Annotated in this window: 15 protein-coding genes; 9 read left to right on the top strand and 6 right to left on the bottom strand. The window is 71.4% G+C overall.

Features of this window, described 5'->3' with window-relative positions; all coding sequences use genetic code 11:
- Positions 1-104 precede the first annotated feature (104 nt).
- Complete coding sequence (locus tag P3X83_RS36870) at positions 105-1,100, top strand: LuxR C-terminal-related transcriptional regulator (RefSeq protein ID WP_277310009.1); 996 nt, start codon at positions 105-107, stop codon at positions 1,098-1,100.
- On the opposite strand, the gene P3X83_RS36865 is transcribed toward P3X83_RS36870, so the two are convergent.
- The gene (locus P3X83_RS36865; protein ID WP_277310008.1) at positions 1,090-1,587 is read right to left on the bottom strand and encodes an ATP-binding protein; all 498 of its coding nucleotides are present in this window, start codon (positions 1,585-1,587) and stop codon (positions 1,090-1,092) included. The genes P3X83_RS36870 and P3X83_RS36865 overlap by 11 nt on opposite strands.
- A gap of 255 nt (positions 1,588-1,842) precedes the next feature.
- Between P3X83_RS36865 and P3X83_RS36860 the strand changes: the two genes are divergently transcribed.
- Positions 1,843-2,325: an adenylyltransferase/cytidyltransferase family protein gene (locus P3X83_RS36860; protein WP_277310007.1), complete on the top strand. Its 483-nt coding sequence runs from the start codon at positions 1,843-1,845 to the stop codon at positions 2,323-2,325.
- Here P3X83_RS36860 and P3X83_RS36855 read toward each other — a convergent pair.
- On the bottom strand, positions 2,297-3,148 hold the full coding sequence (locus P3X83_RS36855) for a universal stress protein (RefSeq protein WP_277310006.1): 852 nt from the start codon (positions 3,146-3,148) through the stop codon (positions 2,297-2,299). The genes P3X83_RS36860 and P3X83_RS36855 overlap by 29 nt on opposite strands.
- Positions 3,149-3,309: 161 nt before the next feature.
- Here P3X83_RS36855 and P3X83_RS36850 point away from each other — a divergent pair, with 161 nt between their 5' ends.
- Positions 3,310-3,546: a hypothetical protein gene (locus tag P3X83_RS36850; RefSeq protein WP_277310005.1), complete on the top strand. Its 237-nt coding sequence runs from the start codon at positions 3,310-3,312 to the stop codon at positions 3,544-3,546.
- A gap of 2 nt (positions 3,547-3,548) precedes the next feature.
- Here P3X83_RS36850 and P3X83_RS36845 read toward each other — a convergent pair whose 3' ends face one another.
- A complete protein-coding gene (locus P3X83_RS36845) occupies positions 3,549-4,157 on the bottom strand; it encodes a DUF1707 domain-containing protein (protein WP_277310004.1) in 609 nt (202 codons plus the stop codon).
- Between the two features lie 116 nt (positions 4,158-4,273).
- On the opposite strand from P3X83_RS36845, the gene P3X83_RS36840 reads away from it, so the two are divergent.
- The 5 genes from P3X83_RS36840 (at position 4,274) to P3X83_RS36820 (ending at position 10,492) form a co-directional block, all read left to right on the top strand.
- Complete coding sequence (locus P3X83_RS36840) at positions 4,274-5,059, top strand: acyl-CoA thioesterase domain-containing protein (RefSeq protein WP_277310003.1); 786 nt, start codon at positions 4,274-4,276, stop codon at positions 5,057-5,059.
- Positions 5,060-5,170: 111 nt separating this feature from the next.
- Positions 5,171-6,301 (top strand): hypothetical protein, encoded by a 1,131-nt coding sequence (locus tag P3X83_RS36835; RefSeq protein WP_277310002.1) that lies wholly within the window; start codon positions 5,171-5,173, stop codon positions 6,299-6,301.
- Positions 6,302-6,462: 161 nt separating this feature from the next.
- The gene (locus tag P3X83_RS36830) at positions 6,463-7,278 is read left to right on the top strand and encodes a hypothetical protein (RefSeq protein ID WP_277310001.1); all 816 of its coding nucleotides are present in this window, start codon (positions 6,463-6,465) and stop codon (positions 7,276-7,278) included.
- Positions 7,275-8,276 (top strand): hypothetical protein, encoded by a 1,002-nt coding sequence (locus P3X83_RS36825; RefSeq protein WP_277310000.1) that lies wholly within the window; start codon positions 7,275-7,277, stop codon positions 8,274-8,276. The genes P3X83_RS36830 and P3X83_RS36825 overlap by 4 nt, the downstream gene beginning before the upstream one ends.
- Before the next feature lie 131 nt (positions 8,277-8,407).
- Positions 8,408-10,492 (top strand): hypothetical protein, encoded by a 2,085-nt coding sequence (locus P3X83_RS36820; RefSeq protein ID WP_277309999.1) that lies wholly within the window; start codon positions 8,408-8,410, stop codon positions 10,490-10,492.
- Here the strand turns inward: P3X83_RS36820 and P3X83_RS36815 are convergent.
- Positions 10,470-10,934, bottom strand: a complete 465-nt coding sequence (locus P3X83_RS36815) for a GtrA family protein (RefSeq protein ID WP_277309998.1) — start codon at positions 10,932-10,934, stop codon at positions 10,470-10,472. The genes P3X83_RS36820 and P3X83_RS36815 overlap by 23 nt on opposite strands.
- Positions 10,935-11,015: 81 nt before the next feature.
- Positions 11,016-12,299, bottom strand: coding sequence for a helix-turn-helix transcriptional regulator (locus P3X83_RS36810; RefSeq protein WP_277309997.1), 1,284 nt, complete (start codon positions 12,297-12,299; stop codon positions 11,016-11,018).
- Positions 12,300-12,489: 190 nt separating this feature from the next.
- On the opposite strand from P3X83_RS36810, the gene P3X83_RS36805 reads away from it, so the two are divergent.
- On the top strand, positions 12,490-12,765 hold the full coding sequence (locus P3X83_RS36805; RefSeq protein ID WP_277309996.1) for a hypothetical protein: 276 nt from the start codon (positions 12,490-12,492) through the stop codon (positions 12,763-12,765).
- A gap of 14 nt (positions 12,766-12,779) precedes the next feature.
- On the opposite strand, the gene P3X83_RS36800 is transcribed toward P3X83_RS36805, so the two are convergent.
- Positions 12,780-13,312, bottom strand: a 533-nt coding sequence (locus P3X83_RS36800) for an AAA family ATPase (RefSeq protein ID WP_277309995.1), incomplete at its 5' end; no start/stop codon positions are given.

Here is a 13,312-nt window from a genome sequence, read left to right as displayed (position 1 = left end):
GCACTCGGGCACGCTTGGGCGGAAGGGTCTTCGCCGGGGCCCGACCGAACCTTCCGGAGGGGACGGGCACAGGTCCCCGGCCGGTGGCCCGGCGGGAGGAGACCATGGACCAGATCACTCTGAGCCCGCGCCACCTTCACGCCTTCACCGAGGTGGGATTCCAGGTGGCGGGCCAGGGCGGGGCCCAGGGCGCGATGACCGCGCTGCGGCGCGTCGTCCCGATGGACGCCTACGAGTTCGTCGCCTTCGACCCGGCCAGCGGGCGCCACCAGAGCCTCGTCTCCGACGGTTACGCCCGCCTCGACTCCGACGCGGCCGAGGAGTACGTCCGGCTCGACTCCTACCGCGCCGCGATGGCCGGCCGCGAGCCGCTGCTGATGGGCTCTCCCGGCACCGAGCGCTACTACCGGCGGCATCTGGAGCCCTACGGGTGGCGGGCCGGCCTGACCACGCCGCTCTTCCTTGAGGAGGGCCGCTACACCGGGCTGTTACACCTCAACGCGCGCGATCCTGAGGCGCTCTGCGAGCGGGCGGCCGTGCTGATCAACGCGGTGTCGCCCACCCTGGCGCACGTCACCGACCTGCGGCGGTGCCACATCGACCCGATCGGGCTGCCGCCGGGGTTCCACGCGGTCGCCTTCGACCGGGGCGGCACCCGGCGCGAGGTGGCGGGGGTGCCGCCCTCCGAGGCGGTCGCCGCCGGGCCCGGGATGGCGGCGCTCGCCAGGGAGTTCATCGACTCGCGCGAGCTGAACCGGCGCGGGCTGTGGCTCGATCCAGGGGGCACGTGGCGCGAGGTCCGGCTGCTGCGGGCGGGGGTGGGCTTCCAGGGGGCGATCCAGGGCGCGGTGATCGCCGAACGGCCGTGCGCGCCGCCGTACGAGCTGACCGGCCGGGAGCTGGACGTGCTCACCCATGTCGCGCGTGGCGACTCCAACCCGCAAATCGCCGCCGCGCTGGTGCTGAGCGTCCGCACCGTCACCACGCACCTGGAGCACATCTTCGCCAAGCTCGGCTGTGACAGCCGCACGCGCCTGACCACCAAGGTGCTGGCCGAGGGGCTGTGCAGGCTGGACATGCCGGTTCCTCCTAGCGGTTGAAGAGCTTGCCGTTGGGCGGAGCGGAGGAGAGCCCGACCAGGTCGAGGGCCAGTTCGAACCACACCCGGTTCGATCCGGCCTCGCGGCTCAGGCCCCACCTGCGGGCCAGGGCGTCCAGCAGGGGCAGGCCGCGTCCTCCGGAGGCGTAGACGTTGGCCTTGCAGGTGCACGGCGGGTCGAGGGAGCCGTCGTCCTGGACGCTGATCGTCACCAGGTTCGCCGAGTACCTGACGCTGAGGGTGAAGGATCCGCCGCGCCCCGAGCGCGAGTGGACGACCGCGTTGGTGGCCACCTCACTGGTCAGCAGGACGCAGTCGTCGTGCAGCGGGTGGTCGCTGCCGAGCGCCCTGGAGACCAGCCTGCGCGCCCTGGACACCTGGTCCATGGTGCCCGCCAGGCGGAATACGCTGTCTCCCGGGGCCGTGCCCGCCTTGGTCGTCGCCGATGCGGATTCCGAAACCACCCTGCCGCGCTGAACACCGTCCATTGTGACCCTCCCGATCGCCCCCGCCGTACACGAGCCGTCCTCCTATGGACGCCGGGATGACCAGCCCCGATGTCACGAAAAAGTAGGAATCGGATCTCCAGCGGGTAAGCATCCATGACCGGTGACGGTCGCGAGCGCGGTCCCCGGCGGACGAGGCGATCGGGCGCGGGCGCTAGTCTGCGGAGTGTCCGCGAGATGGCGGGGCCGGGCTGCGGGGTTCGCGCGCCGGGCCGCGGCGGAAAGGGGATACGGTTCGTGAGCGGGCTGGAAGCGGTCTGGGTGATGCCCTACGACCGGCCGGGAGCGGCCGTGGTCACGGGGGCGTTCGACATTCTGCACGTGGGCCACGTCCGGTTTCTCCGCGCGGTCAGGGAGCGCGGGCTGCCGCTGGTCGTCGGCGTCGAGGACGACCCCCGGGTGGCCTACTGGAAGGGCCCCGGACGGCCCCTGCACACCGCGGCCGAGCGCGCCGAGGTGCTGGCCGCGCTGCGCTTCGTGGACGGCGTGTTCATCGTCACCGGCCCTCCCGAACGCAACGTGCCCGCCGAGTACATCAAGCTGTTCGCCCCGATGCACCCGGGGGCCCTGGCCCACACGGCGGGCGACCCGCACGCCGAGGGCCGCTGCGCGGCCGCCGGCGCGCTGGCCGCCGAGTGCTGGGAGCTGACCGCCATCCCCGGCCGCTCCACCACCCGCATCGTCAACGCGGTCAGCGGACCACGGCGACCGGGCGGCTGACATTGTGCAGCACGCCGTGCCCGACCGAACCGAGCACGGCCCTGGCGAGCTCGCCGCGATCGCGGGCGCCCACGACCACCAGGTCGGCGTTCTCCGCGGCCTCGCTGATCGCCAGCACCGGGTGACCCGCCGCCACGCTCTCCACGATCTCCAGGCCGGGGTGACGCTCCCGCCAGGCCGTCAGCACCCGGTCCACGGCGCGGGTCTCCGCCTCATGCACGTCCTGGGTCAGGTCGGGGTAGTGGGTCATCATGCCGGGCGCGACCGGAGGCCGCCAGGAGTGCACCGCCCGGATCCGCGCGCCCCGGCGCTCGGCCTGTCGCGCCGCGTAGGCGAACGAGACCTCCGAGTGCGGGGACAGGTCGAAGCCGACCACGATCTCGCCCTTGGGCGGGCCAGGGGGCTCGCGGACCACGACCACCGGGCAGGTGGCGTGCGAGGTCACGCTCAGGCTCACCGAGCCGAGCAGCAGCCCGGTGAGGCCGCCGCGCCCCCGGCTGCCGATCACGATCTCACTCGCTCCCGCCGACTCCTCGATCAGCAGGGGCGCGGTCGCGCCCACGAGGGCCTGGGTGACCACCTCCAGGCCGGGAGCGCGCGATCCGGCCAGTTCGGCCGCCTTGTGCAGGATCTCCTCGGTCTCCCCGGTCAGCGCCTCGGCCAGGCCCGCGATCTCGGCGTAGGGGGCCTCCAGGCCATCCGGCCCGCTGACGTGCAGCACTTTCAGGCCGCGCTCCCACAGGGCCGCCTCCTCGGCCGCCCACTCCACCGCGGCGGAGGCAGCCTCGGAACCGTCGGTCGCTACCACGATCCATTCGTTCATGGACTGCCACTGCCCCTTTACGGTGGCCTGACACCGATGAGAGACGCGGTTCTGGCCAGCCGGAACCTCAGGAGATAAGCTTAATTGTCCCCACAAATAGGACACCGATTGATCATTTACCCTGGTCGTACGGGGTGTGTGGGGAACGGCGAGGAACGCGAGTGGCTACGAGACGCTGGGCAGGAGAGAACGGCGTCGAGATCGAAACGACGATCTTGAAGGGCCGTGAGGCTTTCCGGCTGAGCAAGGACGGGTACTTCATCGCCTACTGCGCCACCATGGACGACGTCGCGAGGATCGTCTCACTGGACAGCCTCGTCGAGATCGTGGACCTGACCGCCCCCGACGAGGAGGACGGGTCCGGGGAGAGCGGCGAGGAGCCCGGCGACGCGAAATAGCGTCAGCGCTTGCGCTTGCGCGGCCTGCCGCCGACTCCCCCGAACACCGCGAACCCCTTGACGACGAGCACCGGCGCGGACGGATCCGGGGTGTCGCCGCCCCTGACGTCGAAGCCGCCGAAGATGCCGCTGCCCTTGGAGCGGACCTCGACCCCCTCGGGCACCGTGATCTCCACCCCGCCGAAGACGGCGATCATGTGCACCTCGATCTGCCGCGACTCGAACACCGCTTCGCTGAAGTCGAGTTCGATGCCGCCGAACATCGCGAGCCCGCGCAGCCGGGACCGCACCCGCCAGGCGCCCTTGCGCACCGCGCCGCCGAAGACCGCGAACATCCGGTCCTCCTGCTCACCGCTCGGGGCGGCGTAGGAGACGGGCGCGCCGGTGGGCGCGGGGACCACCTGCCGGTCGAGCTGCAGGTCGGCGGTGAGCAGGTCCAGCTCGCCCAGGGTCTTGGCGGCGTAGAGGGTGTCCAGGCGCTGGGAGTACTCCTCGTGGCTGAGCTGCCCGGTGGCCATGGCCTCGCCGAGCATCGTGGCCGCCTGCTCCCTGTTGTTGTCGGTGGCGCGCACCTGCGACCGCCGGTCACGGTGTTCGGGGGCATTCTCCATGGAGGTCACGATAGTACGTGTTGACCCGGTATGGCACCGCGTGGTGGGCCACCTGAGGCGTCGTTCTAGGATGCGGTGGTCGTGCATCCGGACAACGAAAGGGGCGAGGGGAGCACATGGCGGAGACCGGCGAGCGCCCGGCGTTCTTCACCGAGCGGAACGGGGAGTTCGTGCCCTTCCCGATCGCGCGCAGCCCCTGGGCGCGGAACATGCTCCACGGGCGGCTGATCGGCGGGCTGGCGGCCCGCGCGGTGGAGCGCGAGCACGCGGCCGAGGGCCTGACCCCGGCGCGCGTCACCGTGGACCTGTTCCGCAACGCGCCGCTGACGCCGCTGCGCGTGACCTCGCGCCGCGTGCGGGACGGCAGGCGGATCCGCCTGGTGGACGTGGAGATCGCCAACGACGACGGCGTGATCGGCCGGGTCTCGATCGTGCTGCTCCGCACCTCGGCGCACCCTCCAGGGGAGGTGTGGATCGAACCGCCCGCCCCGCTGCCCCCGCCGACCGGGCTGTTCGACCCCTCCGGCCCGGTGGGCGGCTGGCAGCCGTCGTTCGCCCTCTGGTGGCCTCCCACGGGCCCCGACGATCGCAGAGCCGCCTGGCTGCGCGAGACCTACGCGCTGGTGGCGGGCGAGCCGCTGACGCCCCTGATCCGCGTGGCGATGGCGGCCGACTTCGCCAGCCCGCTGAGCCACTCGGGCTCCCAGGGCCTCCAGTTCATCAACGCCGACTACACCCTGACCCTCGCCAGGACTCCGCGCGGCGAGGCGATCGGCCTGGAGGCCACCGGCCAGCTCGGCGCCGACGGCGTGGCGAGCGGCCTTTGCGTGGTTCACGATGAGTACGGCCCGATCGGTCACTGCCTGGTCACCGCGATCGCCAACCCGAGATTGGGCGGCTGACGGCCGGGATGCCGTGCGCGGGGCCCCGGATGTGATGGACTCGGGGGTATGAGTCCCAAGAGCCGCGGACGCCCCAAGGGGCGAGGCAGACCGAGACCAGCCCAGCGCACGGTGGCCAGGCTGCGACTGTCGGAGCAGGTCCTGCTCGACGCCCGCGGGATCACCGGACCCGACGCCGACGCGCTCGACGCCGAGGCGTGGGCGAGCCGGTGGCTCGGCGAGGTGTGGCGGGCCGCGCCGCTGGGTGAGACCGAACCCGAGCACCTGCTGTGCACCGAGGTCGCCGGACGTGCCACGGCACGGCACTCCGACCCGGCGATGGCCGCCGTGGCCGCCCTGGAGCGGGTCGCGCCCGTCGCCGAGCGGGAGATGCTGGCCCAGGCCGTCGACATCCTCTCGTCCTCACGCCCCCGGCCCGCGTGGGCGTCCGGGCCCGCCTGGGAGCCCGTCGCCGCGTTCCGGGGCGCCGACGTCTGGCTGGACGAGCGCGTGCTGTTCGTGGAGTACTCGGGCGCCGGGCGCCCGCACACGCTGATGGCCGTGATCGCCGACGACGGCGACGCCGCCGTGGGCGTGCTGCGCCTGGTCGAGCCGGGCACCGCCGCGCGCTGGGAGGAGCTGCGCGCCGAGCACGGCGACGTCGACGACACCACCCCGCCGATGCCGATCGCCGAGGCGGAGCCCTCCGCCGTCCTGGCGGAGCTGGCCATGGCGATGCGCGAGACCGACCTGGTGTGGCCGCGCGACGCCGAGGGCGACTACTCCCACCTGCGCGCGCTGGCGTGGACGCGCTGCCGCGACGACCTCGCGCCCTGGCCCGACTGGACGCCCACCGCGAGCGACGAGCGCGACCGCCTGACCGGCGAGTTCGCCGAGCGCGGCGGCCTGCCCTACGACGACGTCACCCGTTCCCTGGCCGGGCTGTTCCTCGACTACGGCGACGGCTACATCCGCCCGGGGCCGCTGGCGTGGAGTCCGGGCAGGGTGGCGCTGTTCCTGGCCGACCATCTGCCGCGCAAGGTGGTCCTCGACGCCGAGCAGCGCGAGCGCCTGCCTTCGGCGCTGCGCGCGTGGGTGCGTTTCGCGCTGGAAAAGCGCGGCCTCGAACCACGCTGGATCGAGCCGGTCGAGGAGGCGGTGAAGACCTATCACGCGGCCTTCGAGAAGACGTTCGACGACGAATCCGCCTGGGGTCCGGCGAAGCGCATCGTGTCCGGCCTCACCGAACGGCACGATCCCTGATAAACGACTTATCAACCGGTAAAATGAGCTGTCCAATAACCCTGATCGCGCTCATGTATCACAACCTTGTAGCACGCCACTGGATTCCGCCACAAATGCCGACCGGAAGGATATCTTTCTCCTGACAGCGGCGGCTGGACGGCGGCTAAGAGGGCGGTGGCATGCGACGGCTGGGCGCATCGGGGCCGATGATCGTCGTGGTGGTCACCCTCGCCCTGGCCGCCCCGGCCCACGCCGCCGATCCCGAGGAGATCGACAAGCGCCTGGTCTACTGCCTGGGCCAGGAGCGGCGCGCCGGGCTCGCCGAGGCGGCGGTCACGCTGGGCCTGGCCACGCCGGGGGCCCCGCGCGAGCAGGTACGGCTCGCGGGCCGCGCGCTCACCCTGGAGCAGTGGCGCTCGGCCCGGCCCGGCGACTTCGACCGGGCCTGCCGGGCGCTGATGGCCGCCGACCCCGACCTGCGCACGACCGGGGAGCCGGGGCCGTTCGACCTGCTGCTCACCGTGCTCCTGCCGGTCGTGGTGGGCGCGGCGCTGGCCATGGCCACCACCGAGTGGCGTGCCGCCGCCACCGCCGGGGCCCAGGCGGGCGGCGAGCTGAACGACGCGGCGCTGACGTTCGCCGCCGCGCACCGGGAGTTCCTGGCGGCATGGCGCGGCGGCAGGTCCGACACCGGGGCCCTGGAGGCGGCCGGAGACGCCCTGGCCGCCCAGATCCGCGGCGTCGCGCTGGCCCGTCCCTCCTGGCGGGAGCCCGCCCGGCTGCTCGCCGCGCTGGCCGCGGTGACCTCCCGGTCGGCCAACGACTGGTCGAACGAGGCCCTCGCGGACCGCGCCGCCCTGGCGGCTCGCGAGGGCGAGGCGGTCGCCGCGCTGACCGCGCGGGTGGGCGGCGTCGCCGTCCGGCTGCGAAGACCGTGGCTGCCGCATCCGACCATGCGCCGCGCGGACCGGCATGGAAAGCGGGCGGCCACGTGACGGCCGGCGATTGGTGCAATCCATTTCATCCCTCGGGCGTCGCGGGAAGCGCCTCCGATTCGCCGTTGCGGATCTGGGAGGCCGGGATCCCGGACGACCTCTTCGTGTACCTCGACGACACCTCCGCGCAGTTCGAGCTGTTCAAGGCCATGTACGCGGACGGCGGGCGATTGCTGGTGAAAGGTCATGTCGCATACGTGGCGGGCCCCACTGGGTCGGGAAAGTCGAGTTTTACCCACCAGTGCGCCAATCACGTATTGTGCAATCCGCCGCGCGAGCCCGACGACAAGGGACGGCAGACGGCGACCACCGTCAGGATCGTCGATCTCAGCGTTTCCGCGATTCTCCGGAAACAGCCGCCGGTCACGCTCGACGCATTTTGCCGGGAAATATACGACGATATCGTGACAATTATTGCCGTCGGGGAGACCGGACTCTGGCTGACCGACGAGGAATGGGCGAGCCTGCAGGGCGCCACCCCCCGTGAGGGATTCCACCGGCTCAGCGTGATCCTGCAGCGGCACGTCTCGGCTGCGGTCGTCCTGCTCCCCCAGCGCACGCCGCTGCACTGGATCAAGGAATTCCTCCGGATGGCCTGGCCGCGCGTGCTCTTCCTGGCCGAGGGCGACGACGTCGGGAGGGCCGACTTCGACTCGGCCGTGGGGTCGATGCAGTTCCGGACCACCTTCTACGCCAGGGTGGGCGCGCTGCGCGACGGCGACGTGACCGATTTCGTCAGCTCACGCCGCGACCGCACCGACCTGCCGCACGCGTTCCCGGACATCCCCGCGCCGACCCTCGCCTACATCATCGAGACGATGAGCTACCTGCGCGAGCCGGTCATCAAGATCTTCGACAAGCTTTTCAAGATCCTCATCGACACCGCCATCGAGAAGAACGTGCGGTGCATAGACAGTGACTTCTTCAACGCGGTGTTTCACGAGAGAATAATCCCGTGGCCTGATTTGGGGCGCAAACTCCGGGAGGATGAGGCATGAGCGTGTCCGGGGGCGACCACATGGATCTTCCCATCACATTCACCACTCGCCTCGCCGATCAGCAGAGCCTGCGTCAGATAACGGTTGAAACCCCTGCATTCCGCAGCGCACTCGACTATGTCACAACTTATTTGGGAGGCTCTCCGGGCCACTCCCCCGCCGAGGCCGGGCGCGCGCTCGCCGTCGTGGGCGACTACGGCAGCGGCAAGACCCACCTGGCGATCGGCATCAGGGAGACCTCGGCGGAGTTCCCGGACGCCAAGATCCTCGCCATCGACGCCTCCCAGCGCCGCTTCGGCTACCTGTACCGCAACACCATCCTCGACATGCTCGGCAAGGCCGACGTGCGCGACCTGGTGACCGACTACTTCTCCGAGGTCGTCGCCAGCACGCTCGACGAGATCCAGATCTTCCGCACCGTGGCGCCCGGCATCGCCGCCGGGCTGCGCGAGCGCACCATCGACCCGGAGAAGGTCGTGGCGAGCCTGCACCTGTCCGCGCCCGCCCTGCAGAACGACCTGAGACGGCGGCTGCGCACCGAGGTCGAGTACGCCAAGTTCGGCCGGGCGCTCGCGCTGATGGCCACCGACCGCTACGCCGACGCCGTGTGGGAGTGGCTCAGCGGCGAGCCGCCCGCCGAGGAGCTGCGCGCCCTCGGCGTGCGCGACCGCATCGCCAGCGACCTCGACGCCTACGACGCGCTCAGCGTGCTGACCTTCCTGTACGGCCGCAAGAACCGCAGGGTCGTGCTCATCGTGGACGAGTACGAGAAGCTGCTCGGCCATCCCGGCGAGTGGAACGTCAGCTCGGTCAACGCCTTCGAGCAGCTCATCAAGGTCTTCATCGACGTCGGCGGCCTGCTGGTGTTCTGCGGCATGCCGGAGAGCCTGTACAAGCTGCCGCAGAGCATCCACCAGCGGATCGGCATCACCCGGCTGTCGCCGCTCACCGCCGACGAGACGCTGCGGTTACTGCGCAAACGCCGCTCCCCCGGCCAGCCGGACGTCTCACTGGAGATCGCCGACTACATCCGCGCGCTCACCGGGGGCGTGCCCCGGATGAGCCTCACCCTGCACCGCCGGGCGGTCGACCTCGCCGAGGAGCAGGGCTCGGAGCTCATCACCCCCGCCATCGTGCGGGCCGCCGTGCGGCGCCACTACGAGCGCGCGTCGATGGACTACCTGCTCGCGGCGATCCGCCGGCTCATCGAGGCGGGCGGCTGGGACTTCCACACCGACGTCATGCTGGACGAGAACACCACCATCGACTTCTGGCTCTCCAGAGGAGAGGGCGGCGCGGGCGTGGCCGTGCTGACCTCCAGCTCGCTGCTGCGTGCCGAAGACGTCGAGGGGCTGCGGGAGCAGATCGAGGCGGTCCGCGTGGCCACGCCGTCGGCGGAGATCATCGTGGTGGTCAACGGATACGTCTCCACCACCTTGCAGGGCGCGATCTCCCACCTGATCGGGCGGCAGCCGGTGGTCTTCGACGAGGCCCGCTTCGGCGACGACTTCCGCACCGTCACGCACAACGCGGTGCGGCGGCTCGACCGCGGCGAACGTGGCTACACGCTGGAGAGCCTGAGCCGGAACCTGGAGCGGCTCAGCCTCCAGCAGTCGTCCACGCAGAGCATGCTGGAGGCGCTCAGCGGCAGCGTCGGCAGCCTGCACTCGTCGCTGGCCGCGCGGGCGACGGGCGAGGAGGCCCCCCGGTCGCTCGCCCCGGCGCTGCCCCCGCCGGTGGCCGAGCACTTCGACCGCGCCCTGGCCTCGGTGAGCGCGCTGGGCACCATCGACGCCGGGCTGCGGGCCGGGTTCGCCGACCCGGCGGGCGCCGGGGCCCGCCTGCGCCGCCGGCTGGCCTCCCGCGAGCTGTTCGAGGCGGTGGGCGTGGCCGTGCTGCTGCGCAGGCTGGTCGAGACCTTCCGCGACCGCGTCGCCGACTACATCCAGACCGTGCGCCTGGCGGGCGGCCATCTGCCGGTGATCACCCGCGCCCAGGAGGAGGAGCTGCGGCTGATCTGCCGCACCTACGAGGCCACCGCCGAGGCACTGCCCCTGCTCCGCCTGGACAGCCTGGCCCTGACCGCGCCGTCCGCCCCCACGGCCGGTCCCGTCGAGCTGGCCACCCGCGCCCGCCACCGCAGCGACGCGGTCAGCGCCCTCGGCGGCCTCAGCCAGCGCGTCTTCGAGGCGGTCACTTCTTCGCTGCGCGGCTGACCTGCTGGTCGGGCTCCAGAACGAAGATCCACTTCTTGTAGGACCAGAAGCGGAAGACGGTGCCGAGCGCCACCCCGCACAGTTTGGCGAGGTTCAGCAGCAACTGGTCGTCGGTGTCCAGCGTGTACCGCGCGAAACCGACGAAGAGCAGTTCCAGCAACAGGCCGATGCCGTTGAGGGTGAAGAAGACGAAGTACTCGCGGGCCAGCCCCTGGCGTCCCATGCCGCGCCAGGTCCAGTGGCGGTTGGCGAAATAGGCGAACGTCGTCGTCACCACGGTCGCCAGCACGGGCGCGGTCAGGGTTCCCCAATCACCCCATGCCGCCCATAACAGGTTCGTGACCGCCATGTTCAGGACGAAGGCCACACCACCGACGGCTCCGAAACTCGCGATCTCGCGAGCGAGCCGCCGGCCTCTCTGCTCAAGAAGCTTGAACCGCACGCGATCATTCCCTCGATGGGCAGCCGAAAACGGACGTGAGGGCCGGTTTTCGGGGACCGGCCCTCGCCCATTGTGGTGCCTTCAGGCAGTGCGGCTCGCCTCGCGATCACCGAGGACGGCACGGAAGTCGGCGGCGGCCGGGGAGTCACGGTGCTCCTCGGGCACCGCACGCAGCAGGATCAGCCCGGTGTGCCGCACGGTATTCGTCCGGTGCGCGGCGGGGATGTCGTCGAACACCCGCGTGGCCTCTTCCAGCCCTTCCTTGATCCCTCCATTGGCCACCGTGCACAGAGCGGCGTGCAATTGGGCCGCGGCCCGGTACTGATAGTCGCGATGGGCCGAGACCAGCTTCCTGACCTCCGCCGCGCGATCCTCGTCACCGGCACCGGCGTGGACCAGGCTGCCGGTCCACTGGGTGGGGCGGCCATCACGCCAGTAGGAGGGCATGACGCTGGCCGCCGGCAGTCTGGGACCCTGCACCAGGGCCTCGGCCTGCCGGAGCGCGTCCCGCGCCTCGTCGTGCCGCTGGAGCACGGTGGCCGCGCGGGCCCGCGCGCACAACGCGAACACCAGGCTCCAGGAAGGCACCCCCTTGGCGTGATCACACGCCTCCTGGGTCAGCCGCATGACGCTCGCCATGGGTCGCTGGCCGTAGAGCCCGTGCGCCGCTTCCTCGGCACGCACCGCCACCCCCAGATAGGGATCGCGGCACGCGTCGGCGGCGGCGCGCGCGGTGCGCCACCACCGCAGGGCGGCGTCGTGCTCGCTCAGCCGCCCGAGCACGTTGGCGTACAGCAGGCCCAGGGCCGCCTGGACGCGGAGCAGGTCGAGGCGTTCGGCGGCGGCGGCCCGGTGACGCTGCCGGACAAGGGCGGCCAGTTCGATCTCGACCGCGTCGCGAAATCGGGCGGCGGGCCATACGCACAGCCCGTACCGCAAGTCCTCGCAGGTTCGCTCCCACTCGTCCACGGGGCGGCCGTCGTCGCCCGTGTCCATGGTGAGGAGTCGCCGTACCCGCTCGGGGGTCTCCAGCGCGCTCAGGCCGACGCCCACGGCGGCGGCCTGGATCAAGCTGCGGCGTTCCATATCATCATCGTTCCCCGTATCTCCGCCCCTACTTGCCCATTTCCTCTCCTCGACCGCGTATTCCCGCAGGCTGATCACCTCGCCACCGGCACCGAGCGCCCCGTCGAGACGGGCCGCGGTGTCTCGCGGCGGGATGCGCACCCCCTGCTCGAACCGCCAGAGCGCGCTGTGATGGATGTGGGTCGTGCGGGCGAGTTCACGCAGCGGCGTGTCGCCCCGCAGGCGGCGCAGTTCGGCGGCCAGCCGGCGAGCCGCGTCGGGCGGAATCGGATCACTCATCGCGCGCTCCGCTGTCGCCAGGGCGACGCCGCCGGGGTTGGCGGCGGGTAATCGCCGATCAACGCATCGTGACAACGCCACTATGGCAGGGCAGGCCCGCCTGCGTGGGATCTCCGCACTCACTCACACGTCCCTTGCGGAGATCCCACCCCCCGTTCGATGGCGACCCATCGCGTGAGGAGAACCCCAGTTGAACCCGACGTGCGCCCAACGGCCCCTCCCCACCGAGACCCTGCTGGTGGTCTGGCAGGTCCACGACGTGCACCGCGAGGTCTCCGGCGTGACCGACGATCCGGCGAACGCGCTGGTGAGCCTGGTCCAGACGTTGCGCGCCTGCCCCGGCGAGGCGTGGGCCATGATGCGACCGGCCAGGCTCGCGGCGAGCGGCCGTCCCGAGTACGACTACCTCCCGGTACTGCTCACGCTGCACCGCGACCCGGCGACCGGTTCGCTACGGCTCCGCTGAACCAGCTCCCCCGCTCAGAGCTGGGCGGGCTCGGCGCGGCGGTGGGCGCCCGGCCTGTTCTCGCCGGTGATGGTGAACGCCGCGTCCGCGACGGCGACCTTGATGATCTGGCCGGGGCGCAGCTCGCCGTACAGGATCTTCTCCGACAGCGTGTCCTCCAGCTCGCGCTGGATGGTGCGCCGCAGCGGGCGCGCGCCCATCACCGGGTCGTAGCCGCGCTCGGCGAGCAGCCGCTTGGCCTCGTCGGTCACCCGCAGCTCCATGTCACGGTCCTTCAGCCGCTCGTTGACCTGGGCCAGCATCAGATCGACGATCTCCAGGATCCACTCGCGGGAGAGCTGATGGAAGACGACGGTGTCGTCGACACGGTTGAGGAACTCGGGCCGGAAGTGCCGCTTCAGCTCCTCGCCCACCTTGGCCTTCATCCGGTCGTAGTCGCCCTCCACGCCGTCTCCGGCCGCGAAGCCGATCCCGATGCCCTTGGAGATGTCGCGGGTGCCGAGGTTGGTGGTCATGATGATGACCGTGTTCTTGAAGTCGACCACCC

It is taken from the genome of Spongiactinospora sp. TRM90649 (assembly GCF_029382225.1).
Lineage (GTDB): Bacteria > Actinomycetota > Actinomycetes > Streptosporangiales > Streptosporangiaceae > Spongiactinospora.
Note: the sequence above shows the minus strand (reverse complement) of the source record. Positions and strands in the feature narration are given on the sequence as shown.

Bases quoted from the DNA above. Each gene is read 5' to 3' on its own strand.
- P3X83_RS36845 (WP_277310004.1), bottom strand. From the start codon at position 4,157: ATGGAGAATGCCCCCGAACACCGTGACCGGCGGTCGCAGGTGCGCGCC.
- P3X83_RS36855 (WP_277310006.1), bottom strand. From the start codon at position 3,148: ATGAACGAATGGATCGTGGTAGCGACCGACGGTTCCGAGGCTGCCTCC.
- P3X83_RS36870 (WP_277310009.1), top strand. From the start codon at position 105: ATGGACCAGATCACTCTGAGCCCGCGCCACCTTCACGCCTTCACCGAG.
- P3X83_RS36865 (WP_277310008.1), bottom strand. From the start codon at position 1,587: ATGGACGGTGTTCAGCGCGGCAGGGTGGTTTCGGAATCCGCATCGGCG.
- P3X83_RS36830 (WP_277310001.1), top strand. From the start codon at position 6,463: ATGCGACGGCTGGGCGCATCGGGGCCGATGATCGTCGTGGTGGTCACC.
- P3X83_RS36840 (WP_277310003.1), top strand. From the start codon at position 4,274: ATGGCGGAGACCGGCGAGCGCCCGGCGTTCTTCACCGAGCGGAACGGG.
- P3X83_RS36810 (WP_277309997.1), bottom strand. From the start codon at position 12,299: ATGAGTGATCCGATTCCGCCCGACGCGGCTCGCCGGCTGGCCGCCGAA.